The 23,316-nt window shown below is 42.0% G+C and carries 15 protein-coding genes and 1 tRNA gene; 7 read left to right on the forward strand and 9 right to left on the reverse strand.

Translation table 11 applies throughout. The features are described from left to right. Both ACQEXS_RS05830 and ACQEXS_RS05835 read left to right on the forward strand, forming a co-directional pair. On the forward strand, positions 1 to 7,173 hold the full coding sequence (locus ACQEXS_RS05830) for a polysaccharide lyase family 8 super-sandwich domain-containing protein (RefSeq protein WP_427013132.1): 7,173 nt from the start codon (positions 1 to 3) through the stop codon (positions 7,171 to 7,173). Positions 7,174 to 7,285: 112 nt separating this feature from the next. After that, entirely contained in the window at positions 7,286 to 8,116 is an 831-nt protein-coding gene (locus ACQEXS_RS05835; RefSeq protein ID WP_427013133.1) for a DUF6279 family lipoprotein, read from the forward strand. Between the two features lie 231 nt (positions 8,117 to 8,347). Here the strand turns inward: ACQEXS_RS05835 and ACQEXS_RS05840 are convergent, their stop codons facing one another. Next, positions 8,348 to 8,689, reverse strand: a complete 342-nt coding sequence (locus ACQEXS_RS05840) for a DUF3024 domain-containing protein (RefSeq protein WP_367989569.1) — start codon at positions 8,687 to 8,689, stop codon at positions 8,348 to 8,350. Between the two features lie 134 nt (positions 8,690 to 8,823). On the opposite strand from ACQEXS_RS05840, the gene ACQEXS_RS05845 reads away from it, so the two are divergent. Beyond that, the gene (locus ACQEXS_RS05845) at positions 8,824 to 9,639 is read left to right on the forward strand and encodes a phosphate ABC transporter substrate-binding protein (protein WP_427013134.1); all 816 of its coding nucleotides are present in this window, start codon (positions 8,824 to 8,826) and stop codon (positions 9,637 to 9,639) included. 43 nt (positions 9,640 to 9,682) lie between these two features. Here ACQEXS_RS05845 and ACQEXS_RS05850 read toward each other — a convergent pair whose 3' ends face one another. After that, positions 9,683 to 10,360 carry a MaoC family dehydratase gene (locus tag ACQEXS_RS05850; protein ID WP_427009778.1) on the reverse strand — a complete coding sequence of 226 codons (678 nt, stop codon included), beginning with the start codon at positions 10,358 to 10,360 and terminating at the stop codon, positions 9,683 to 9,685. A 303-nt stretch (positions 10,361 to 10,663) separates the two neighbouring features. On the opposite strand from ACQEXS_RS05850, the gene ACQEXS_RS05855 reads away from it, so the two are divergent. Beyond that, positions 10,664 to 10,754: transfer RNA gene (locus ACQEXS_RS05855), tRNA-Ser, on the forward strand. 133 nt (positions 10,755 to 10,887) lie between these two features. On the opposite strand, the gene ACQEXS_RS05860 is transcribed toward ACQEXS_RS05855, so the two are convergent. From ACQEXS_RS05860 to ACQEXS_RS05870, 3 genes are all read right to left on the reverse strand, one after another. Continuing rightward, positions 10,888 to 12,822 (reverse strand): UvrD-helicase domain-containing protein, encoded by a 1,935-nt coding sequence (locus ACQEXS_RS05860; protein ID WP_427013135.1) that lies wholly within the window; start codon positions 12,820 to 12,822, stop codon positions 10,888 to 10,890. A gap of 151 nt (positions 12,823 to 12,973) precedes the next feature. Continuing rightward, complete coding sequence (locus ACQEXS_RS05865; RefSeq protein WP_427013136.1) at positions 12,974 to 13,612, reverse strand: hypothetical protein; 639 nt, start codon at positions 13,610 to 13,612, stop codon at positions 12,974 to 12,976. A 14-nt stretch (positions 13,613 to 13,626) separates the two neighbouring features. Further along, positions 13,627 to 14,151: a peptidase gene (locus tag ACQEXS_RS05870; RefSeq protein ID WP_427013137.1), complete on the reverse strand. Its 525-nt coding sequence runs from the start codon at positions 14,149 to 14,151 to the stop codon at positions 13,627 to 13,629. Positions 14,152 to 14,910: 759 nt separating this feature from the next. Here ACQEXS_RS05870 and ACQEXS_RS05875 point away from each other — a divergent pair. From ACQEXS_RS05875 to ACQEXS_RS05885, 3 genes are all read left to right on the forward strand, one after another. Then, a complete protein-coding gene (locus ACQEXS_RS05875) occupies positions 14,911 to 15,738 on the forward strand; it encodes an AraC family ligand binding domain-containing protein (protein ID WP_427013138.1) in 828 nt (275 codons plus the stop codon). Positions 15,739 to 15,799: 61 nt separating this feature from the next. Then, positions 15,800 to 16,573: a class I SAM-dependent methyltransferase gene (locus tag ACQEXS_RS05880; protein WP_427013139.1), complete on the forward strand. Its 774-nt coding sequence runs from the start codon at positions 15,800 to 15,802 to the stop codon at positions 16,571 to 16,573. A 2-nt stretch (positions 16,574 to 16,575) separates the two neighbouring features. After that, on the forward strand, positions 16,576 to 17,163 hold the full coding sequence (locus tag ACQEXS_RS05885; RefSeq protein WP_367989573.1) for a LysE family translocator: 588 nt from the start codon (positions 16,576 to 16,578) through the stop codon (positions 17,161 to 17,163). Between the two features lie 133 nt (positions 17,164 to 17,296). On the opposite strand, the gene ACQEXS_RS05890 is transcribed toward ACQEXS_RS05885, so the two are convergent. From ACQEXS_RS05890 to ACQEXS_RS05905, 4 genes are all read right to left on the reverse strand, one after another. Continuing rightward, the gene (locus ACQEXS_RS05890; protein ID WP_427013140.1) at positions 17,297 to 18,100 is read right to left on the reverse strand and encodes a substrate-binding periplasmic protein; all 804 of its coding nucleotides are present in this window, start codon (positions 18,098 to 18,100) and stop codon (positions 17,297 to 17,299) included. Positions 18,101 to 18,230: 130 nt separating this feature from the next. Then, a complete protein-coding gene (locus tag ACQEXS_RS05895; RefSeq protein ID WP_427013141.1) occupies positions 18,231 to 19,103 on the reverse strand; it encodes a cation diffusion facilitator family transporter in 873 nt (290 codons plus the stop codon). Positions 19,104 to 19,383: 280 nt separating this feature from the next. Beyond that, complete coding sequence (locus tag ACQEXS_RS05900) at positions 19,384 to 20,709, reverse strand: sigma-54-dependent transcriptional regulator (protein WP_427013142.1); 1,326 nt, start codon at positions 20,707 to 20,709, stop codon at positions 19,384 to 19,386. Positions 20,710 to 20,727: 18 nt separating this feature from the next. Beyond that, positions 20,728 to 23,226: a PAS domain S-box protein gene (locus ACQEXS_RS05905; protein WP_427013143.1), complete on the reverse strand. Its 2,499-nt coding sequence runs from the start codon at positions 23,224 to 23,226 to the stop codon at positions 20,728 to 20,730. Positions 23,227 to 23,316: the final 90 nt, after the last annotated feature.

Genomic DNA, 23,316 nt, shown 5'->3' on the forward strand with positions numbered 1-23,316 from the left:
TTGAATAGAACAAAATTATCTCTGTTAGCGGCTTCTGTCATTGTCGCCGTTGGGTGTCATGATGACCATACAACTGGCACAACAGAGCAAGACCCTGTAGAAACAAGAACTTATCAGGCAAAAGCCATTGATGGTTATCTTAGAGGGGCCACAGTATGGTTGGATCTTAATCAAGATTTCCAGCTTAATGAAGGTGAACCTCATGCGACCTCAGGTGAAGGAGGGGTTGCACTGCTTGATGTGAGTGATATTGCAGGAGACCCAGAAGAGTATCCACTCATTACTCGTGTGATCAAACATCAAACGGTGGACGAAGACCATGGGGAGGTTGTTCGTAAATCTTACTTAATGACAGCGCCGGCAGGCGTAAAGAACATCACGCCGCTTACTCATCTCATTCATAGTAAACAACGTGCTGAAAACCTTTCTCTAGCAGAAGCCCAAACAGCGGTTGCAGAAATGGTCAACATGCCAAATGTTGATGCTTTGCTGCAAGATTATGTAGAAGATGAGCAAATACAACTCCACGCTTTTGCTCGCAGTTTTGCCGTTGTGTTGTCTGATCTAGAACAAGCTCCTACTCATCAAGAGTTAACCAAAGCGAATCAAGCGTTAACTTCGGTTGCAAATGCGATGAATAGTTTCGTTGAGCAGCAGGAAAATGCGGGTATTGCTGTGGATTACAATGCGATTGAGTTGAATTCCGTCGCATCGAATGAAGAGGTACTGACAGACACGGAACTGTTAACTGAGCTGATTACATTACGAGACACGGATGGCGATGGCATTAGTGATGGATTCGATGATGATGATGACGGTGATGGCGTTGTTGATACAGAAGACGCGTTGCCATTAGATGCTTCAGAAACTCAAGATTCGGATGGTGATGGCATTGGTGATAAAGCCGATCAACAGCCACATGATGCAAGCAATCAAAACCAGATTGTGCTTGACCTACTGACAGAGGAGTTGGACACCCAAATAAAAGGTGCTCAACTGCTAAAGCAAAAAGCAGAAGAAAAGCAAGAAGCTGCTCGCCAAGAAAAACAGATCCTGGAAACGGAACATCAAATCACGCTACTTAAATCGGAAAATGAACTAAGCCATTTAGAGCAGCAACTATCCGATGCTGCCAGTGAGGAAGAAAAGCAACAAATAACCCAACAGATTGAAGCAGTAAAAGTATCAATGAGTGCATTAAATCAAGAATTTAATGCGACGGTGGCTCCGCTAAACGCAAAGCTTGAGAAAGCGGAAAAACTAATCTCGGTTGCGGATAAGACAACGGATCAGGTTAAAGAGCAGCATCAAGCGATTCAACAACAGCATAATGTAGAATTGCCACCAGTTGTTATCGATAAACCAAGCAAACCTGATGTCTCAGTACCGCTAACGGATTTTGAAAAATTACAGCAGAGAATCGTGCCGGATTTTGTTGCGCAAGAAGAGAAACGAGTGGGTAAGTCCGGCTCGACGATTGAAGCTCGCGCCAATGAGTTTGTTGCCACTCAACAAGAGGATGGTAGCTGGCCGGGTATTGATTATGCTTCAACCAGCCGAAGTGGATGGCCAGCAGAAATTCACCTTAAGAAGCTGAGAACTGTTGCGGCTGCATACGCGAAAACAGGGTTAGCAGTCTATGAAAGTGCGACGGTCAAAGCATTAGAGCACTGGTTTGCTGTGAAGCCAAGCGCGCATTGGTGGTGGGAACACATCGGGAAACCGAAGTTCTTAGGCCCTGTAGCTCTTCAGTTGGGTGATGCGCTACCAAGTAATATTCAACAAGAAGTTATTCAAATCCTGCCGCAAGACATTGGCTCTCAGCCATCTTTTGCACTAACAGGCGCAAACCGTACAGACATTGCTCTTGGGGTGTTGTACCGAGGTTTATTGAGTGAAGATGCCTCGATGGTTGGGCTTGCACTGAAAGACATTGAGAACACCATTGAGATCACGGTAGAAGAGGGGATACAGCACGACTGGTCGTTCCAACAACATGGTACTCAACTGTATACCGGAGGTTATGGTGAAGTCTTTCTAAATCCAGTGCTGCGTTGGGCGTATCATGTTCATGATCTGCAATGGAAGTTTGAACAGCACAAAGTCGATATGCTAGCGGGTTTACTTTTGGATGGTATGCGTTGGATGGGCCGATTCGGTCAATTGGACTATAACGTTTCTGGTCGTGGAATCACGCGTCCGAAAGCAGAGCTGTCTGAGTTAAGTGGTGCAGTCAATACACCTAAATCGCTCACTAACATGGATATGGTCGCAATGCTCAGTCCAGACCGCGCTGAAGAAGCAATGGCGTACAAAGCCCATGTTTATGATGGCGGAGCAGCAGGAATTGACGGCTTTAAGCATTTTTGGCGCAGTGATTACTCGGTTAAAGCGACTGAAGATTTTACCTTCGGCATTAAAATGAACTCCAAGCGTTTGAAGCCAACTGAAAATGGTAACGGAGAGAACTTACTCGGTTATTGGCTTGGTTTTGGCTCCACGTTTTTGATGCAAAGTGGTAAAGAGTATTACAACATCTTCCCAGTATGGGATTGGGGTAAAATCCCGGGAGTGACGTCACCTGAGTATATTGCAGCACCTGCTTACTGGGGAGAAATCATGCAATCTGTCAGCTTTGTTGGTGGCTTAAGTAACGGTAAGGTCGGTATTACAACCATGGACATGGACATGGATGTGACCCACTTAGAGCGCATTGAATCTGATTGGAAACTTGAACGAGGTAAGCGCACACCACTCACAGAAGGGGGCGGTAATACCAAAGCGAAAAAAGCATGGTTTAGTTTCAATGACGAAATCGTTGCATTAGGCGCTGGTATCAGTTCGACGCACAGTGAAACGGTGAATACCACGCTAAACCAAACGTTACTGAATGGTGAAGTGACCGTTGGTGATGGCCAGCAAATTCTGAGTGCGGGTGATCATGATGTAAACAGCAGCAATTGGGTTCACCATGATGGAGTGGGCTATGTCTTTTTAGGTTCTGGCGAGCGTCAGCTGTCGAACAAAGCACAACAAGGTAGTTGGTCTGTCATCAAACGTGGTACCTCCGATGAGGTGATTAGCAAAGAGGTATTTACGCTGTCGATTCCTCACGGAGTTAAGCCACAAAATGCCTCTTATGAGTACATTATTGCTCCGGGAAGAACAGCAGAGCAAACCGCGCAATATCAACAAAACTTACCTGTACGTGTGGTTCAAAACACCAATACCATTCAAGCGGTTGAGCATAGTGGCTTAAACATGGTGAGTGCCGTGTTCTATCAAGCGGGTACGTTGGAAGTTTCACCGCAATACAGTGTGACCGTTGATAAACCAAGCGTAATATTGCTTGATAACTCAGGTTCTGATCTGGTTGTGACGGCGTCGACGCCAGGAGATGCGTATAGTGTGGTCAACCTCACGGTGACTCGTGATGGTCAAACAGCGACACAACGCATGATCACTCCGGGAACGGCCGACCAAATGGGTAATAGCGTTCAGTTTATCTTTAGTCAGGGTCAAGATGTCACAGCATTAAACGATGAAGCAGCGGTTGCTATCTTTAACGGTGCAACAATTGTTGATCAAAACACAGCTCAAGGTGCGGAAAAACTAAAAGCAGGCTTAACGCTTGCGCCACAAGAAGATGTTTTTGTTCAAGGGGGGAGCTCAGCGTCATCTACGTATGGTGGCAGCGGTTACATGCAGCTCAAGAACGGCAGTGGTGTTTATGACCGTCGTATTCTACTTCGATTTGATCTTAGTGAAATTGGCCGCAACAAAGTCGAAAACGCCAAATTACGTTTATATGTTCGTGGTGTGAAAACAGAAGGTGTTGACCGTTTAATTGTCGCTCGCTTAGTTGAAGGTGAAGCGTGGTCAGAAGCCGATCTCACATACAACACGTATCCGCAACTTTCGATGTTGGCGCAATCCAGTGCAACCGTTGTTTCTGATACAGATAAGAGCACATGGATTGAGCTGGATATCGCAGATGTGATTAACGCAGCCACTACACCAGACAATATCGTGATTGAGTTAGCCGATTTAGGGGCAAATCAAGGCGCAAACTTCATTAGTTTTGCAACCAAAGAGTATGGTGACAAAGGCCCGCAACTTGTTTTGCAAGGGGTACAAGGTGATGCGTCAAATACTGGAGATTCAGGTAGCAGCAATACCGATACTGACAGCAGTTCAGGTTCGGATTCAGTATCTGACAATGGTGATACAACAAATGGTAGCACCGATACTGGCAACTCAGGCAATGATGGTGCCGTTGACTCAACAGCAAAAGCTGAAGCCGAGAAAGCGCTTGCTTCACAGTTACAGTTGACGGTGATGCAAGATGCACGTGTCGAAGGTGGCGAAAATGCGAGCACGAACTTTGGTTCATCGGGATATATGACAGTAAAGAATGGCCCGGGCAAGTTTGACCGACGTTCTGTACTACGCTTTGATATCTCTCAGCTTGCGGGAGCAACGGTTACCGCCGCCAAACTCAGGGTATATGCCAATGTCGCTGACCTCAAAACGTTGGACTCTGCTGGTGTACAAGCCGTCGAACTACAAGGTTTTGACTGGGATGAGAATGCTCTGAACTGGAATAGCCTTCCAGATATGACAGGCGCAAGTACGTCAGGAACGGCTGTTGTAACGCATACGATCAACAAAGATACGACAGGTGTTGAACGTTGGTTAGATCTTGATGTGACAGACTTAGTGAATGCGAATACCGGCAAGCAAACACTTGATCTATTACTTCGAAATCCAAACAGCAGTGATCAAATTGCCTACTTCAGCTTTGCAACCAAAGAGGCTGCTGGTGGTGCGAATGCTGCACATTTGGTGATGACGAACAAAGCATCTGGCTTTATGGATGCAACAACTCTAGCTACCTATGACAATGCCTTACAAAACTGGCAAACCCATCTAGTCGGTAGTGATACGCTAGCAAGTGATCCTAATGCTCAGGCGATCATTGATAAACATGTGCTTGCCGGCAAAAAGGCATTTGAATCCATGGCGCCGAAAAGCGAATGGAATGAGGCAATATGGAGTGACCAACCGCTTGCTGGTGCACGTGATGGACGTAAGATCAAAGAAACCTTCCGTAGGTTAAAATACATGGCGATCGCTTACCATATGCCGGGTGAGTTGAAAGACAATGTAGAGCTTAAGCAAGCGTTAAATGATGCGTTAGACGTGATGCTAACTAAGCATTTCACGATTGGAATGACACATCTTGGCAACTGGCATGAGTGGGAAATTGGTGCGCCAGCGTTCTTAAACGATATCCTCGTTTTGATGCGTGAACAGTTACCTGCGTCTTTGATGCAACAAGCCATTGAAGTCTCTCGCTATATGTTGCCTGATCCTCGTTATCAATATGGCAGTGAAGGCAGCAGAGGAAGACAGTTTAGTAATACGGGCGGCAACCGAGCTGATACGGTACTGATCAACCTTATTCGTGGGTTATTGGATTATCGTGAAGATGAAGTCAATCTTGCACTGGCATCATTGCCAGTTGTCTTGAAAGAAGTCACACGTGGTGATGGTTTCTACCGTGACGGAAGCTTTTTACAGCATATCGACATTCCTTATACTGGAACGTATGGCGGTGTGTTGTTGTCTGGTGTGAGCAAAGTGCTTTTTGCATTGCAAGGCTCAGATCTACTTCCGACGGAGCTGTTGAAAATTTCAACCTTAGTTAATAAAGCCTATGAGCCTTTGTTATTTAAAGGGCAAATGCTAGACATGATGAATGGCCGTGCCATTGCTCGTGGATGGGCACAGGCAAGCGGTGAAGGTGCGGGCATCTTACGTTCACTATTAAGGTTGTATCCAGCAATTGAAGGGGCAGAAAAGCAGCGTCTTGGCGCGATGTTAAAGCAGCACCTACAACACAATCGAATGCAGAGTGCTTACGCGATTGCAACAGACTTGGTGTACTTGCCGATTATCAATGAGATATTGGCAGATGATGCCTTAACGCCTCGTGGTGAGCTGGAAGGTAACTTCTTGTTCTATAACATGGATCGTGTGATTCACCGTAAAGGTAACTATGTGTTTGGTATTGCAGGACACTCTTACCGAACAGGTAACTATGAAACAGGCAGTCGTGGCGAGAATGCACGTGGTTGGTATACCGGTGACGGAATGACCTACCTGTATGATGCCGATTTAGCTCAGCACTATAATCACTGGCCTTTGATGGACATGACACGCTTAGCTGGTACCACATCCGATACGCGAGTATTAACCGGTAGTGATGGGCGTCGTGCAGCGTATAAGGGTGGTCGAAAAACCGCATTGCGTTGGGTCGGTGGCACATCAAACCAAGAGTTTGGCACCTTTGGCATGGACTTCTATAACTGGGATAACAGCTTAAAAGCGAAGAAATCTTGGTTTATGTTTGATGATGAAATAATTGCCATTGGGTCTGATATTCAAGGGGAGCGTGTCAATCAAACCGTCACGGGTATTGATGGTCGAAAACTAAACCCGCAAGGTAACAACGTGGTGACTGTCGATGGTGTATCTTTGCAAGATGGTGTTGCTCCTGAGCGTACTATTCACATCGAAGGTAATACCGAGGGGAGTCAACTGGGTATTGTTCTTCCGTATGTTCAGTCGGTGAGTGTGGAGCGAAGCCAGCAAACTGGAGATTGGGCAGACCCATTTATCGTCAATAGCAACAAGATGGATGATACCCAAGTGACAGGCTGGCGGTTGCTCAGTACCATTCAACATAGCGTGGAAAACAACCATTACGCTTACGTGCTATTACCACAAAGCAGTGCCGCTCAAACGCAAGCTTACGCCAATGATTCTGATGTGACGATATTGCACCAGAATGCGCAAATCCACGCGGTAAAAGAATCGACACTAGGTTTGTATGCTGCGAATGTGTGGGTGAGTGAAGAAGTGACAACTCCAGAGGTAGTAAGCCGAGGCAAAGTGTCGCTGCTTACTCGGGAGCAAAATGGAAAACTTCATGTTTGGATTTCTCAACCTACACGAGATGCCGGGTCAGTTGCGGTGAAATTCCCTCAATTCTCTGGTGCAACCATCAGTAGCGATGAGCAGAGTCGAGTCAAATGGCAAGATGGTTTCTTTGTGGTTTCGACTGAGCAACTTGGAGGCAGTACCTATCACTTCGTAATATCTCAGTAATGATTAAAACGCAGTATGCGTACGTTAAATAAGCCGGTTTATCCGGCTTATTTTTTTGTGGCATTGAACTTGCTATCCTTTCTTTAGCGGCAGTGTGGCAAGGAGTTGCAACATGAGGATTTGGGGAGTCATAACGCTGGTGTTGTTAACAGCGGTTGGATGCAGTTCGAGGTTTCTATACAACCATATCGACTGGGTTGTGATTGATTATATCGAAGACTATGTTGACTTGACCAAAGAGCAAGAACATTGGGTTTCTGAAAGAGTTGACGTTTTGACCGCTTGGCATCGAAGTGAAGAGATACCTCGTTATATTCAGCAACTGGATGCGCTCATCGAAATGGATCCACGAACACTAACGGTTGAAGAGTTTAAGCAGCAAGAAGCTCAAATCCAACAACACATTGATCGATTGGTGGAAAGGCTAATACCAGAGATTCATACATTGTTAACCCAGTTAGATGATGAGCAAGTAGAAGAGCTGATGAACGGCATCCGTGTTCGACATAGTAAGTTTAAAAAGAAATACCAAAATTCGAGTGAAGATGAAATTCGCGACCGTTATTTTGAGCGAGTGTCGGAGTCATTTGAAAACTGGATTGGTGATCTTCGCTCAGAGCAAAAACGAATTGCCAAAGAATGGGTCACTGAGTTAAATATCACAACATTCGACTGGATAGCGCACCAGACTTTAATTCGCGTTGAATTAAAGCGCTTATTTGCCACTCGTTATCAGCCAGATACCTTTATGCCGTCCTTCAATCAACTCCTTTTGACGCCTGAAATATTGTATTCACAACCGCTGGAAGCAAAAATAATGCACAACCGCATGATGAATCATCGTTACGCTGTCACGATAATCAATCATATGACGGATGCACAAATTGACCACTTCCGTTCCGAGTTACAAAAATGGAAAGAGAGAGCCAAAAGTCTAAATTAAAGATATATAAATTTTGTATACATGAAATTAAAACATAATAATAAGTTTTAACTACGTACATCCTTTCGCAGTATTTAAGCTACGTAATAAGCTTTATTTAGGAGTACAAAACATGGGAAATAAAAAAGAAGGCTTATTGGAATATATCTACATCATTACACAAACAATTTTGTTTGCATCTCTAATGGTTGTGTCTTTTTTCTGGTGGTTAGGCTCATAAATAACGACAAATCACCAAAATAGCGCTTTAGGGTCTTTATCGATCTCACGCATGATTGCAGTCAGGTCGTTGCTTTGAGAGAGGTAAGGGTAGGGGCGCCATTTTTCCCCGTCATCGGTAACATAGAGTTGCCACAAGTTAGAGTGTTGATCCCACACCACTTTGGCGACGGGGCTCATATAATCACAATGCGATGAGTCAAGTAGGTAGTGCTGCTTGATGAACACGACACCTTCTTCGATGATTTCATAGCTGGATTTACCCAACTCAACAGGCAGGCTGCGATTACGAGTTTGGCAAACCAGTTGCGCTCGGCTTTCTACTTGCTTTTGTAACAAACTCACAAGGCTCATAATTCATCCATCTTATCAACACGCATTACTATTATTATGTATTAGAAATATGCAAGTCTGTATAGCATTTCACAAAATTGTCATCTGATAGACATATGATGAGCGCAATCAAATATCTGGTTATGGAGAAAATTATGTTTCGAGCCACGTTGATGGTGCTGTTTTCATTTGTATTGATGCCAGTAACGGCATGGGCCAATGAGATAAATATCACCGGCTCTACATCAGTTGCACGTGTCATGGATGTTTTAGCTGAACAATTTAATCTTTCCCATCCTGAAACATACATTGCCGTGCAAGGAATTGGCTCTACGGCAGGCATAGCCATGGTGAAAAAGGGTGTTGCAGAGTTGGGGATGAGCTCCAGAGTGCTCACAGAAAGAGAGCAAGAAGAAACGCTAAAAGTACAGCCATTGGCATACGATGGTTTGGCTGTCGTGGTAAACCCGCTTAACCCAATTCAGAATCTAACGAGAGAGCAGCTTTACGATATTTATCGAGGAAAGATCACCAATTGGAAACAACTTGGTGGAACGGACCAAAAAATTGCCGTGGTCACGCGAGAAGCCTCTTCCGGTACCCGATACAGCTTTGAGAGTTTGCTAGGGCTGGTGAAAGTCGTGAAAGACAGACAAGTGTCGGCGATCAGCCCGAATAACCTTGTGGTGAATAGCAATAGCATGATGAAAACGTTAATCAACCATAATAAGCAAGCAATTGGTTTCATCTCGACAGGCTCAGTGGACCATTCAGTCAAAGCGATTCAATTTGAAGGTGTGGATGCTAACGCGAAGACGATAGCCAATGGCAGCTATCAGCTTTCTCGTCCTTTCCTCGTGTTCTATTTAGATGGAACACTAGATAAGAACACAAAAATGTTTGTGAGTTTTCTAGGGAGTGAAAAGGCAAAAGCGTTGATTGAGGAATACGGGTATATTGCGGTGAAATAGTAATACAAAAAAGGAGCCAATAGGCTCCTTTTTCAATATGGGATTAAAAGTGCAGTTGAATCACTGAAACCACGACAGCCCCTGGGCGTCTTACGCCTTCGATCTCAACTTTAATTTCGCGCTCTATTTCCAAACCTTTTTTGATTGGCGTAACTTTAGAAAGCGTACTTACAGCACGAACACGATTTCCTGCTTTTACTGGGTACGGGAAACGTACTTGGTTTAAGCCAATATTAACGACCATTTTAGCCGTCGGGAACATGTTGTTGTCTGGATCAACGCTGTCTGTCAGTTTCGGCAGAAGAGCCAGCGTTAAAAAACCATGCGCGATTGTGGTTTTAAAAGGGGATTCAGTCGCTGCACGTTCTGGATCGGTATGGATCCACTGCATGTCTTCCGTCACACGTGCGAATTGATCGATACGCTCTTGTGATACATCAAGCCATTCACCGACATGAATAACGTCACCCAGCTGGTGCACCAGTTGGCTATGAAGTCGTTGCGCTTCTGGCTTCATCACAATAGGAGCAGGTGCAGCTGCTTCATCGTTAACCGCAGGTTGCTGAAAATCTCGAAGCTTAGTTAATAGCTGACGGCTGTGAGTTTTGTTCACGAGCTCACCCCAGTACTCACGTACTGTAGGGGACATCCACTGCATAAACTCAGAGTGATGTTTAGACAATGATTCACTTCTATGCTTAAAAAGATCCGCGACTTTCATCTCCACCTCAGAATAACTATTGATGCGGTAACTTAGTAATTTTGAAGTACTTCACACTAGTGTGCAACGACTTTCGGGCGTACACTTGTTTCCTCAACTTTACTTTTTCATTTTAAAACAGCAAGTTAGCAATAAAACACTATTTTATTAGAACCTCTATTAATAGAGTCTTTACTTCAACGCTTTCTATTCGAGCCAATTGGCCTTAAAAAGGCGTTCGCTTAGTTTGTCACCACTTAAACATTAGATAGCAAATTAGTACTTTACAAGAGTCGTGCCAGAATCTAATATGCGCCCCGCAACGGAGAGATGGCTGAGTGGTTGAAAGCACCGGTCTTGAAAACCGGCATACGTTAATAGCGTATCTAGGGTTCAAATCCCTATCTCTCCGCCACATTCGAAAAGCCCGCTGATAAATCAGCGGGCTTTTTCGTGTACGGACACTCTAAAATTTGAAAAGGGATTGAAAGATTCTCAGTTATTCCATCGTAATACTGAATTTTTGAGATACTTGGGTTTAGTTGCGGTCAAAAGACAAGACCTGACCCTATTGTCCTGATTACATTACTACTGAAAAACTCTTTGTATCTACTATCAGAGCAATCAAAAATAACTAAATTTTTCCTTGCTCTAGTTATACCTGTATATACCATTTCTTCGTGATCATCATTTAACAAAATGCAAAATACTGTATCTGACTCCAACCCCTTGAAACTATGGGTAGTAGACATTTTTATAACGCCAGAGTTCTGCATGAAAAAGCATTTCTTCCTTCGTCTGATTTTTTCTATTCTATTGACTCGTTCCTTTCCTGTAATATGTTCTATCTGCCTTAAATCATCTTCATCCTCAAACATAATTTTAGTTTTTTCAATACCTCGTATTTTCTTTTCGATGGCAATAAGAGGTTCAATCTTAGAACATATTATTGCTATATCATTTGGATTTATACTCTTCTCTTTTACATAGGAGTTGATCAAGTCAATAACATCCTCTGTATTAATACTCGAACCATAAGATTCATATGCTAGTAAGTCAAAGTTCATACTTCCTTGGATATAATTCGATTCAAATACATCACTATCACTATATTTACTTACCAGAAACTCCTCCTGAAAGCTTTTGAACATCTGAATTAAAGGTGTATCAATTTCTGATCGATACGATTTACTCAACTTAAACCAACGTCCGAAGCCTTGTACTAACGCTGACTCTCTTTTATTATCATCACGCTCATAAATATTTTGAGATTGATCACCAAATAAAATCATTTCACCATTAGGTTCAAGGAAACAATCTCGAATAATCTTTATCCAATCTGGTTCATAATCTTGAACCTCATCAATAAATATTGTTTTATATTTTTCAGTTATAGGTAGAGACTCAAATAAGTTTCGATCCTTATACAGTTTTTCAAGCTTCTCTTTATCTGTGCCTTGGTATTTTTCTAACAACGGAGCTACATCTAAACCATACTCATTTAGTTTATTATTGATAAAACCATGGTAATGCATGATTTCAAACTGATTACCTGCTCCTTTGCATTGAATCTGCGAAATCTTATCGCGAATGTAATGCCTCAAAGTAATGTTGTATGTGAGAATTAAAACTTCACTACCATGCCGTTCAAAGGCACTTATCGCTCGTTTTGCGAGAATTGAAGTTTTTCCACAACCTGCCACCCCTTTTACCTTACGTTTTTCAGATACGCTATTAATTAAAGATTCTTGCTTTCTATCAAATACTATAGGTAAACCTTGATCTAAAATGTGAGTAGGAGGAGATAGCCTACGGATGAAGTCAAGATATATGTCATTCGTAAAAAGATTGTTCTTCCTCATTCTCTTTATTTTAGATACAAGATCATTAATATTATCTTTACCATAAGAGATGTAAGCATCACGAGAGATTTGTTTTATCTTATTACTTAAATATTTTTGTTTTTTATCATACTCGAAATGTTTTATCTCTCGATTCTTTATGGAATTATTTAATAAATTCAACTCCATTCTTACTTCATTTTCTGGAGTTTGGTATAGCTCCTTAATCTCTAACTTGCTTGCGCAGTTAAAATATACATACGTACCAATTACATTATAAAAGTTTCTATTTACTAGTTCTTTTAAACCTAAAATAGGGAGGTGCAGCTCAAACATATTCTGTTTGTATCTGAAAACTTGTGTTTGAGGTGAGCGAATGACGCTATCTTTGATTAACCACTTGTTATCCTTTGTTACTATATAGTTATTAATTGACCAATCTTTAACCTCTATAATAATAGCCCCATAATCTCTTTTTACGATAACTATGTCAGGTCTGTCTCCATCAAGAAATGCGTTAAAAAACACCTCATATGATTCATCAAGACTTTCATCTATTTTTTTCAGGAGATACAGTTCACCTTTAGTTGGTTTAACAGTTAGTCTTTCAATATTACTCCAGGAAGGATAGATCTTAGCCATACAGATTTCCGCATTAATGCTTGGTTAGATGGGACATGCATTAGATTAGTGCTATTGAAATAGAATATAAAATTCTAATCGTACAAATTAATTCGATTTAAATTTTTGAGCCTCATCTTTTGATGAGGCTCTACTCGTTAACTTTTATTAACTATTTAACACCTTGATTTTCAATACCTTTTCCAACACTTCGGATTAGGTCATTTGTAGCATCAATTTTTTCGTCAGTTTTATCACTATGAGTTTCAATTGCCTTCGTCTCAGCAATTACACGCTTTTTTTGTTGCTCAATGATGAATAACTCTAACTCTTTAGCTTTTAAGTCTTGCTCTAGAGCTTTCGCAGCTTGTTCCTTTTGCTTCTCATCCTGTTCTTGTTTTAACTGTTCTTGAACTTTTAATTTCGCAGCGTATTCACGAGTCTGAGCAACCTCAGTAAAAGTCTGTCCGTTATCTAGATAAATGTTACCACTATTAAGCACCTGACCATTTAAAAATAGAGTCATTTCACTACCAAAGCAGATATCTGCTTGTGCTACACCACCACTAACGTGTTTATAGCTGTAAACTAGGCAGTCTTTACCAATACTTTGCTCATCGATGAGGAAAACAAATACTTGATCTCCAAATGGCACAGTAATAGAGCGCTTTGAGCCAGAGACTAGTGCACGCTCAGTGAGACCGTCTGCCCACTCCAAAGTCGCATTAGAACGCATCTTTTCAGGCTGCCCAACATTTGCACAGCCGGAAATAACAAGTAAGGCAGTCGCTAATATGATTTTCTTAAACATTAATTCAATCAGCCTTACTTAGTTACTACGTATTGCAGACTGTAACTTGTCGCTTGCTCAATCACGATATTGTAACCACCAATAGGGAAGGACTTCGTCGTCATAGGTACTTTAAACTCAACTGTATTTGGTGGTAGTTGAGTCGATTGAGCATCTTGCTTACGGTATGTAGTCGCTGATACGTTTCCCCAAGCGTCAGCAGTCATGTAAGTACGATCCGAGCCATAGCGAGACATCGTTGTCTCATTGCTTTCAACGACAACATCTGTGAATCGAAAAACCACTTCATTATTGTCAGACATACCCATGAATCTTAAATCAGAATAACCTGTATTAACTTTGCCGCCATAAATATCAGCACCACCGAAAGCGTTAGGGAGATCTTTAGCCTTCTGTAAGCGGAACACGCTACCACCGATAGAGGTCTGTAGACTTACGTTTTGGTTTACGCTGATATTCTCATAATGCTGAATATTCGCACATCCTGTTAGAGACAATGAAAGGATTAGACAAAGTGTTGCTAGTAATTTAGCTTTCATATGCACCAAATAGTTTAGTTGTAAAAAATTCAGTGCATTCTATGGATTAAATGAACATTAATTTTGATATAAATCAATAATATAATTGTGCTTAATAGAAGTTATTTGTCGTAAAGATAAAAGTCAATAAATGCTTACATCAACCTAAAATAACTGGTTTGGTCTATGAAAATGAAATACTTTCGATACCACTTGCAATATCCAAGAGGAAGTTGCAATTTCACAAACATTTCAATCAGATTTGTAGATGATACCTGATAGCGCATCATATAATGTGAAGCATTATTGTAACTTAGATTTTTCTAGTTTTGATGGAAAAATCTCCATTGAGTCAAAGGCTTTAATTTTTATAGGTTTTAGTGTAGATAGCTTTCAAATCCCTATCTTCCCGCCACGTTCGAAAAGCCCGCTGAGAAATCAGCGGGCTTTTGTCGGTTTGGATCTTTAATACGTCTTTTACTTATTGTCTATCTAGTTAAGAATTCTGAATGAGAGCCAATTTTATCGGTTTGCTCTGGTTTGTGATCAAATCATTCTCAACGAGAAAGAAGGATCCTTGGGGAGCTAACTCCATTTTAGCTCGCAAATAAGCACTGGATGTAGAAATAAAACTTCAATCTCTTTAGAAGCATATAAGAGTTAATCCTTAGAGCTAAAATTGACAATCCATATTTGAAAATATTATATATTTTTCACATACTTGGTAAGTATTGAAAGAATACATTGGCAATTTTTTACAAGGATGTAAAGGTTTCTACAGTGCTTCAAAACGAGTTTTACCACATTAAAAACCATACTGCTTTTGATGGTATCGATGTAATTGATGCTCAATTCATAGAGACATCATTTGGCAAACATGCTCACAGTGAGTACGTGATATCGTTAGTAGAAAAAGGAGTTAAACAGTTTTTCCACAAAGGAAAAACACATACTGCTGGAGTTGGGGCAATTTCAGTGATTAGCCCTGATGAAATTCATACAGGGAATAAAGGTCAGTGGCAAGGTTGGCGCTACAAAGCGATATATCCAACAGAAGAACATATTAGCAATATTTATTACGAAATTTACTCTCGAAATGGATTACCTACATTCAAAGATAGTGTGATCATAGACTCTCGCTTTCAGAGTTATATGCAGATGCTATTTTCAAAAATGAATAGTCATACAGAACAGCTTGAAATTGAAATATATCTGGAGTTGATTTTAGTAAAAATGATTATGCGATATGGCAGTGTAAACTTATCCCCAATAAAAGAAGCCGATGCGAAATCTAATATACAACGAGTCAGAGATTTTTTAGCGGACCACTATACAAAGAAAGTATCGTTGGATGATTTGTCTGCTTTATCAGGAGTTAATAAATACCATTTGATACATGAATTTAAACGGTATTTTGGTTCGACTCCTCACCAATTCCAAATTCAACAGCGAATAAGTAACTCTCAAATGATGCTAAAACAGGGCATAAAACCTATTGATGTCGCTTTATGTTGCGGTTTTCACGACCAGAGTCATTTCCATAAGGCTTTTGTTAGCGCAATGGGTGTAACTCCATCAATGTATCAACGTCAATTTTTTACAAGATAGATGAAAAATATCGCTCTAGATTGACTGGGTTATATAAAACGTCAGTGAATGGAGCATAAAAATGGAATTACAAGACATTGAATTTTCAACTGAGCGTTCGCGCTCTTATAAGCTTGCTTTGAGCCAGTTTCCAAGCTGTTGGGATGAAGACAAACTTATGATGTATGATTTTCTTTGTCCTAAAAAAGGGGAATTTATACTGGAAATTGGGGCTGGTAGCGGTTTTTTTTCATTTGATATCGCAGATGCGATTGGTTCAGATGGCAGCTTGTTTGTTGTAGACCCTTCTCCTGAACAGCTTCAACCTATCTATGATCGGGCTGCTTCTAATATACATGTGATACAGAAACCAGCGGAAAATATAGATCTACCCAGTGATATTGAACTTGATGCGATTTGGTCTCGAGGAGCGTTTCACCACGTGAAAAGTAAAGAAGCAGTTTTGTCCCATTTAGCTGAATACTCGACTGCCAAAACTAGGTTAGTCATTTGTGATATCTTTAGTGGTACAAAATTGTCAGATTATTTTGATGAGCATGTGGCTATTTCTTGTACTACAGGACACGAAGTTAGCTTTTTAAGCCGAGCTTATGCGAAGAGTCTTTGTTTGAATACAGGTTGGAAAGAGCCAAGTTTTTCCGAACTTGCGTTGCAGTGGCATTTTCAAGAAAGGGAAGATATTGGTAAGTTTCTCTCCTTGCTTCATTCCAATAAGCCAGAATTTTCTCAACAACATAGCTTAGATGATGCTGAGAGACTTTTAGGTATCAAGCGAACTCCTTCAGGTTGGGCGTTAAATTGGCCCATGACAGTAATGACCACAACAAAAGCATAGATATGGAAACTCAAATAGCATTTATTGCTATCTGTATCGCTTCAGCAGCATCCCCCGGGCCGGGGATGTTGGCTGTGGTGAGTAATAGCATTATTCAAGACTTAAAACGCACAATACCTGTGATTATGGGTATTTCGACGGGATTAATGATCGCCTCCATTTTGTCGAACTCATGGTTGTTTACCATTATCAATACTAATGAGCATTACTATCGGCTAATGACTTGGGTTTGCAGTAGCTACATTTTGTATTTGGGTGGAAAGGCCATCTATTATTCTCGTAGCGAAGCCATGATTGAAGATAGTACATACACATACAAAAATGGCGTGTTAATATCGTTGCTCAACCCTAAGACATTGATTTTCTTCGGTGGATTATTTCCAATATTTATCGATAACAATCATAGCTTTATTATTCAGGCTAGCCTTCTTACGCTTGAATTGATAGTTATTACGTTGATGATCCATGTTTTACTTTCATTGTCTGTAGAAAAAGTGTCGCTGCTCTTAAAGAAACATATCATTCTCATAAATCGCTTAACGGGATTATGCTTTATTCTGCTTGGCCTTGCTGGTTTATTGGTGCATTAAATTTACTCGTAGACCTCAAACAGCCATTCGGGGTCTACAGCGTGTTCAAAAGATCCAGACCTGTTTTGTTTAAAAGCGTTTTAGATGTCAACGGTCTTTTTAGTTTCCGTAATATCAGTTGGTGATTCCGTTGTTAATAATACTGATTATACAGTTCTATGGTTTCGCCACTTTCTTTCATTAATAGCAACTGTTGTTGGAACTGGTAAGCAACCGTGCCTTTTAAAGGTTGAGTTGGCCAGTTCGAAGCGCTTAATGGTTCATCGGGAACAAAGCGTGGATTGATACCTTCATTTAAATGTTTCGACTTCTTAGAAAATGCTAAATAAAGAGGTGTAGCACCTCCACAACAATTGAGATGTACTTTGATGTCTTTCGCGTTATGTAATTTTAGGTAGTAAAGCAGTGTCCCTCTAGGGTAGATATAAAAATCCCCTCGTTTTTTCCTAATAAGTTCTATTGCTTCAGGTATGGATAGCTCCGCTTTAGTGTAGTAGCTAATGTTTTCTACGCCAGAAGCAAAGTCTGGTGCGCCGAGAGACTGAACTAACGTTAAGCCACTGAGTTGATGCTTGTTTGTGATTTCTTTAAGGTCATTGCGAGATATGCCTATTTCCCCGCCGGGCAAACCACTTTCCAAAAAGAGAACGTAATCAGCTCGTTCCATATTAAATATAAAGCCGGGGTAAATATCGATTTCCCCATCTTGAAGCATCTTTAAGAGTCTTTTCTTTGGGCTTCTTACCACCGTCAGTTGGCATCCAATCTGCTGAGCCGCTTGGCTATAAAGGTCGTAATAGAGCCCATCATTCAGTGGCGCTTTGGCAATAAGGGGGAGGCGTTCTGTTGTTCTAAACCCCATTTTTAATTCGCAGCTAAATGCTGACGATGCAAAGAGTAACGTTAGGGTTGCAACAAATAAAATGGATTTATTCAAAATCAGCTCCAGCTATGGCGTGTTTATAAAGTCTAGCTGTCATAGAACCATGATGAGCAAAATATAATATTCTTTTTAATTTATGAAAACAGCAATGCCATGTAAGACATTGCTATTTAGATTGGTTGGGTTAGCTTGTTGAATCCACATGAATGAGTTCAATAACACTATCTTCTATGCCGTATTTGTAGTGAAGTGCTTGTTTGACTTCAGTTCGGACAAGGTCAAATTCAAGGTTGGAGATGACGATTTTCGCATCTAAGTAGTTATTGTGTTCGTTTGATTGCCACACCCTCACACTGTCTACACGTTCAACATCATTTTGCTCAGATATGGTGTTGATCACGTCATCAATATCGATGTGTTTTGGTGCGGCTTGCATCAACACTCGAACACTGTCACGCAATAAGACTAAACCATGATAAATGACGTAAATCGAGATAAGTAATGTCGCAATAATATCAACAATATAGAGCTGATAAAAAACGATGAGTAACCCGGCGGCAATCACGACAAGCGATGCTAAAGCATCTGATACATTATGAATGAACGCCGCTTTGATGTTCATGCTCTCTTTTGCCCCAGAGGTGTAGGTGATGTAAGCGGTAATGATATCGATAACTAACGCAAATCCGGCGACGCCAAATACGATCCACCCATTAATGGGGGTTGGGTTAAAGTATTTATTTATAGCTTCAACAACAAGGTAGATGCCAACAATGATCAACGTGGAACTGTTGATTAATACACCGATCATTTCTGCTCGTTTGTAGCCGTAAGGCATTTTCTTATTGGCAGGTTTGTTGCCGATCACTTTGGCAATAATTGCGACGACGATGGCTCCTGCATCGCTTAAGTTGTGCAAGGCATCTGCCAGCAAAGATAGGCTACCTGATAAAACCCCCGCAACCACTTGAACAATGGTGAGTAAAACATTAATGAACACGGCACCAATCAACTTGGTTGTGCTCGTATTTTCATTGTGTGCATGGACGTGGCTCATGAGATTGCTCCTTATGGACTCGTTATCACCCAATCGGTTTTCATAACTGGATTATAAACATTGGAGTTAACTCAAAGGTAAATAGCTTGTATGTAAGAAGATGTAAATAAATTGGAATGCCGCAACGTCTACCAAATGCTGCCCAAGGGGTTCGTTTCTATGCCTTTTACTCTTTGTTGCAAGGTATTTGCTTAGAATGAGCAGGCGTCACACCTTGCGTCGCGATTAAAAGGCATAGAGTTCGAACAAAATTTAACCGCGAAAGATCAACAGGCCCTAGTTAAAGTTCACTTTTTTCAAGGATTCGTTGCAGTCGAGGGCGGCTGATCTTGAGGATTTCACAAGCTTTTCCTTTATGACCGTTGACGGACTCTAATACCTTGAGAACATGGTGGTACTCGATATCTTGCAAGCTTAGATTGGCTGAGGTATTGCTGTCTTCTTGAGTGATTAAATCCGTTTTGAGTTCCTCAAATAGATCCGCTGTGAGGATGTCTCCCGGGCACAATGCAACGGCTTTTGTCAGCGTATTTTCCAACTCACGTACGTTCCCGGGCCAAGGATAACGACAGAGGGTATCCATTGCATCCAGCGCTACTTTGGTCACTTTTGTTCCAAGTTCTTTGTTCGCACGAGCGAGCAGGGCGGGGATCAAATCATGTAAGTCTTCAGGGCGTTCTCTCAATGGCGGGATATGTATTTTGACAACTTGTAAGCGATAAAACAGGTCTTCTCTGAACTGTTTATCATTGATGGCTTGTTCAAAATCGATGTTCGTTGCGGAAATAATGCGTGCAGAGGTACGTACGGGCTGTTTGCCGCCAAGTGGCGTAAATTCTTTCTCTTGCAGTACCCTTAGCAACTTGGCTTGGATTTGAGGCGAGAGTTCACCTACTTCATCAAGAAACAGTGTGCCTTGATTGGCCAGCTCAAATTTACCTGCTTGTTCGGAGATAGCTCCAGTAAATGCGCCTTTTTTATGCCCGAACATCTCAGACTCCAGTAGGTTTTCTACCAGTGCAGCGCAGTTAAGTGCTACGAAAGGGGAGCCTGAGGGACGTCCAGCGTTATGAATAGCCCGAGCGACCATTTCTTTACCTGTGCCAGACTCACCAGTGATCATGACGGAAGCATTCGTAAGGGCAACACGGCCGATGGTTTTGTATATCTCTTTCATCGTATGGGAAGAACCTACCATCGAATGGCCATACGTGTCTGGAATTGTCAGGGCGTCTTGATGCGTAGAAGCGCGATACTCTATGGCGGTAGCAACGGCCTTATCCAATTCATCGATATCAATGGGTTTGTGGATGTACTCATCCGCACCTTTTTGCATTGCCGTAATGGTGCTATCCATATCATGGAAGGCGGTGATCATAATAATGCGAACGCTCGATGAAATGGCTTTGAACTCTGCAATTCCTTCGATGCCAGATTTTCCTTCCATGCGGATATCTAAGATGATCACGTCTGGGCAGAAATCTCGCGCAATGGATACACCATCATCAACGCAGTGGGCGGTTTTAACGTCGTGCTGCTCGGAATAGTGCAGCTGTAACATTCGGCTAATTCCAGTGTCGTCATCGACAATTAACAGCTTACTCATGGTCAAAGACTTCCTGTATTACGTATTAGCCGTTGCCGGCAGGGGTGTTGTATTTGAAGGGGAGGCGGGAATGCGTATCCGTGCCTGTGTCCCTTGAGGTAAAGGTATCAGTTGAATCTGCCCTTTGTGAGCATCAATGATACGCTGCACAATCGCCAGCCCTAATCCTGTGCCTTTCGCTTTAGTGGTAAAGAAAGGTTCGAATACTTTGTCTACAAGACAAGGATCAATGGAGTGGCCGTTATTTTCAATATCTATCAGCAGTTGAGTCTCGGAATCTGTGATCATGATATTTGAACAGATCACCACTTGTGGTGGCTCTGTTGTCTCTTGTTGTGCCGCTTGCATGGCATTGAGCAGCAGGTTTTGTAACGCTTGACGCAGTTTAGTTGGGTCGGCGTAAAGCGTGGGTAAATTAGGTTGTAGGCTCAAGGTAATATTAACGTTGTTTTGTTTACTAAGCTTTTGCTGACTGGCGGCGAGTGTTTCAAGCAGCTTGTTTAAATCTATCCACTCTGGTTTGCATTGATCAGGGCGAGAATAAGCCAGCAGCTCTTCTAAGATGGCTTCCATATAGCGCACCTGCTCAAGGGAGATATCAAACATCTCATTTTTTTGCGTTCTGGCTTGGAGCTGTAGCACCATTTTTATCGAGCTGAGTGGGTTACGCAGATCATGCGCAATCATACTGACGACTTTACCAACGGCGGCCAGTTTTTCATGATGAATACGTTCGCGCGTTTGTGTTTCAACTTCTTGTGCGAGCCTCTTTTCTTCGCTGATATCCTGTTTCACCGCTACGTAATACAGCGTTCGACCATCGACGTCTTTTACCGGGGAAATACGTGCACGTTCCCAGAAGAGTTCACCGTTCTTTTTGCGGTTATGAAACTCGCCACGCCACTCTTGCCCTTCCTCAAGGGTTTGCCACAAATTTTGGTACTCAGAACTGTCCATTTCTCCCGATTGTAGAAACCGTGGTGTTTGCCCTAAAACGTCTTCACGTTGATATCCGGTAAGTTCACAAAACACCGGATTAACATACACAATGCGTCCAGTCAGGTCAGTGATCATCACGGAGTTCTGACTTCGTTCAACGGCGTGGCTTAAGCGTTGAAGCTGATCTTGTGCCATCTTCTGTTCGGTCACATCTTCTCCAAGCAGTGTTAGGGAAACTTCTTGGTTGTTTGATTCCGTAAAGGTGGATGTCCAAGAAACTAAGTGGATTTCCCCTGTTTGGCTTAGCACTACACTTTCACTATGTGGCTGATGGGTTTGTTGGCGAATGGCTTCATCTAAGGCTTCTTGAGCTTGAACTTGTAATTCTTTGGGAATAAACCGCTCGACCCAAGGGTGGCCAATAACTTGCTCTGAGCGATAGCCCACCATACTCAGGAAAAAGTCATTGCAGAAAGTGATGATGCCTTCTCGGTTGATGCTCACCGCAGCTAACTGGATATTCTCAAGTGTATGACGAAACTGCTGCTCATAACGCTGTTGCTGGTGGAGAAAGCGAGTTTGAACGCGATAGCGGCTGAAAATAAAGGCCGCCACACTGACTAAGACAAATAGAAGACAATAGAACAAGCTGTAGTTGCTGTGAAACGCAATACGTGAAAGGTTAAAGCGCTCGGTAGGAAACACCGAAACAACGGTCCAGTTGCCGCTATTAGGCGCTTCAATTTGGGCAAAAGTATAATAGTTGATGCCTAAAAAGCGTTGCCCTTCTTTTTGCGAAATTATCCAGTCGAACACGTCCTCGGGCATATTTTTGTCTTTTGAAACCGCAAAGTTACTGCCTTTGGCATCGGTTGGATGAATGACGGCGATACCATCTGGGTTGTAGAGGTAAACGTGGTTAGTGAACTCTGGCGCGACAGCAATAAGTTTGTTGATGAGCTGATTGCCTTTGTAGTTCAGAATGATCACGCCGAGTCGTTTGCCTTGGTCGTCAAAAACCGGAGTTCCTACTCGAATGGTTGGTTTAATTGGTTTTTGTATTTCACCTTCTTCAACGTTGAGATCAAGGGGGGAGATATAAACTTCTCCTTTACTTAATCGGTTTGAATACTGCCAGTAATAGCGGTGAGCTTTATTTTGCAGTTTAGCTCTTGGGACGACTGAGATTTCGCCATTGTTATTGTTGACCCGTAACCGTTCGAAACCTTGAGTATCGAGAAAGCGAATTTGATCATAACTGTGATTATTCACGCTAAGCTGAACAAAGTAGGCTTTTAATGAGGCATAAGGGGCAACTTGAGAAGAAAGAGTATTGCTGGCAACGTAACTAAGGTTTTTTGCATCTGCAGACATGCGAATTAAGGTTTCCCCTAACATCTCTTCAATTAGCCCAACAATGACCCGCTCGTTGTGAAGCGCATACTGTTTGTCGTTATCCACGCTCAGCAGATAATGTAGGTTCATCCAGATTCCCAGAACAAGGTACCCCGGAATTGCCCAGAGAAGCCATTCAGAGAAGAAGGCTTTCTTGGTCGGCTTATGTTGGATGTTTCTCATGAAGACCTTAAAAAATTGAGCGTTAGTTATAGGGTAAAAAAGTTGTGTTGAAGCGTCTTTAACGGTTGATGTTTTTGTGTGAATGCCCGC

The organism is Vibrio sp. TRT 17S01, assembly GCF_050113695.1.
Classification (GTDB): Bacteria; Pseudomonadota; Gammaproteobacteria; order Enterobacterales; family Vibrionaceae; genus Vibrio.

Bases quoted from the DNA above. Each gene is read 5' to 3' on its own strand.
- ACQEXS_RS05905 (WP_427013143.1), bottom strand. From the start codon at position 23,226: ATGAGAAACATCCAACATAAGCCGACCAAGAAAGCCTTCTTCTCTGAA.
- ACQEXS_RS05850 (WP_427009778.1), bottom strand. From the start codon at position 10,360: ATGAAAGTCGCGGATCTTTTTAAGCATAGAAGTGAATCATTGTCTAAA.
- ACQEXS_RS05860 (WP_427013135.1), bottom strand. From the start codon at position 12,822: ATGGCTAAGATCTATCCTTCCTGGAGTAATATTGAAAGACTAACTGTT.
- ACQEXS_RS05845 (WP_427013134.1), top strand. From the start codon at position 8,824: ATGTTTCGAGCCACGTTGATGGTGCTGTTTTCATTTGTATTGATGCCA.
- ACQEXS_RS05880 (WP_427013139.1), top strand. From the start codon at position 15,800: ATGGAATTACAAGACATTGAATTTTCAACTGAGCGTTCGCGCTCTTAT.
- ACQEXS_RS05835 (WP_427013133.1), top strand. From the start codon at position 7,286: ATGAGGATTTGGGGAGTCATAACGCTGGTGTTGTTAACAGCGGTTGGA.
- ACQEXS_RS05885 (WP_367989573.1), top strand. From the start codon at position 16,576: ATGGAAACTCAAATAGCATTTATTGCTATCTGTATCGCTTCAGCAGCA.
- ACQEXS_RS05840 (WP_367989569.1), bottom strand. From the start codon at position 8,689: ATGAGCCTTGTGAGTTTGTTACAAAAGCAAGTAGAAAGCCGAGCGCAA.
- ACQEXS_RS05895 (WP_427013141.1), bottom strand. From the start codon at position 19,103: ATGAGCCACGTCCATGCACACAATGAAAATACGAGCACAACCAAGTTG.
- ACQEXS_RS05865 (WP_427013136.1), bottom strand. From the start codon at position 13,612: ATGTTTAAGAAAATCATATTAGCGACTGCCTTACTTGTTATTTCCGGC.
- ACQEXS_RS05900 (WP_427013142.1), bottom strand. From the start codon at position 20,709: ATGAGTAAGCTGTTAATTGTCGATGACGACACTGGAATTAGCCGAATG.
- ACQEXS_RS05870 (WP_427013137.1), bottom strand. From the start codon at position 14,151: ATGAAAGCTAAATTACTAGCAACACTTTGTCTAATCCTTTCATTGTCT.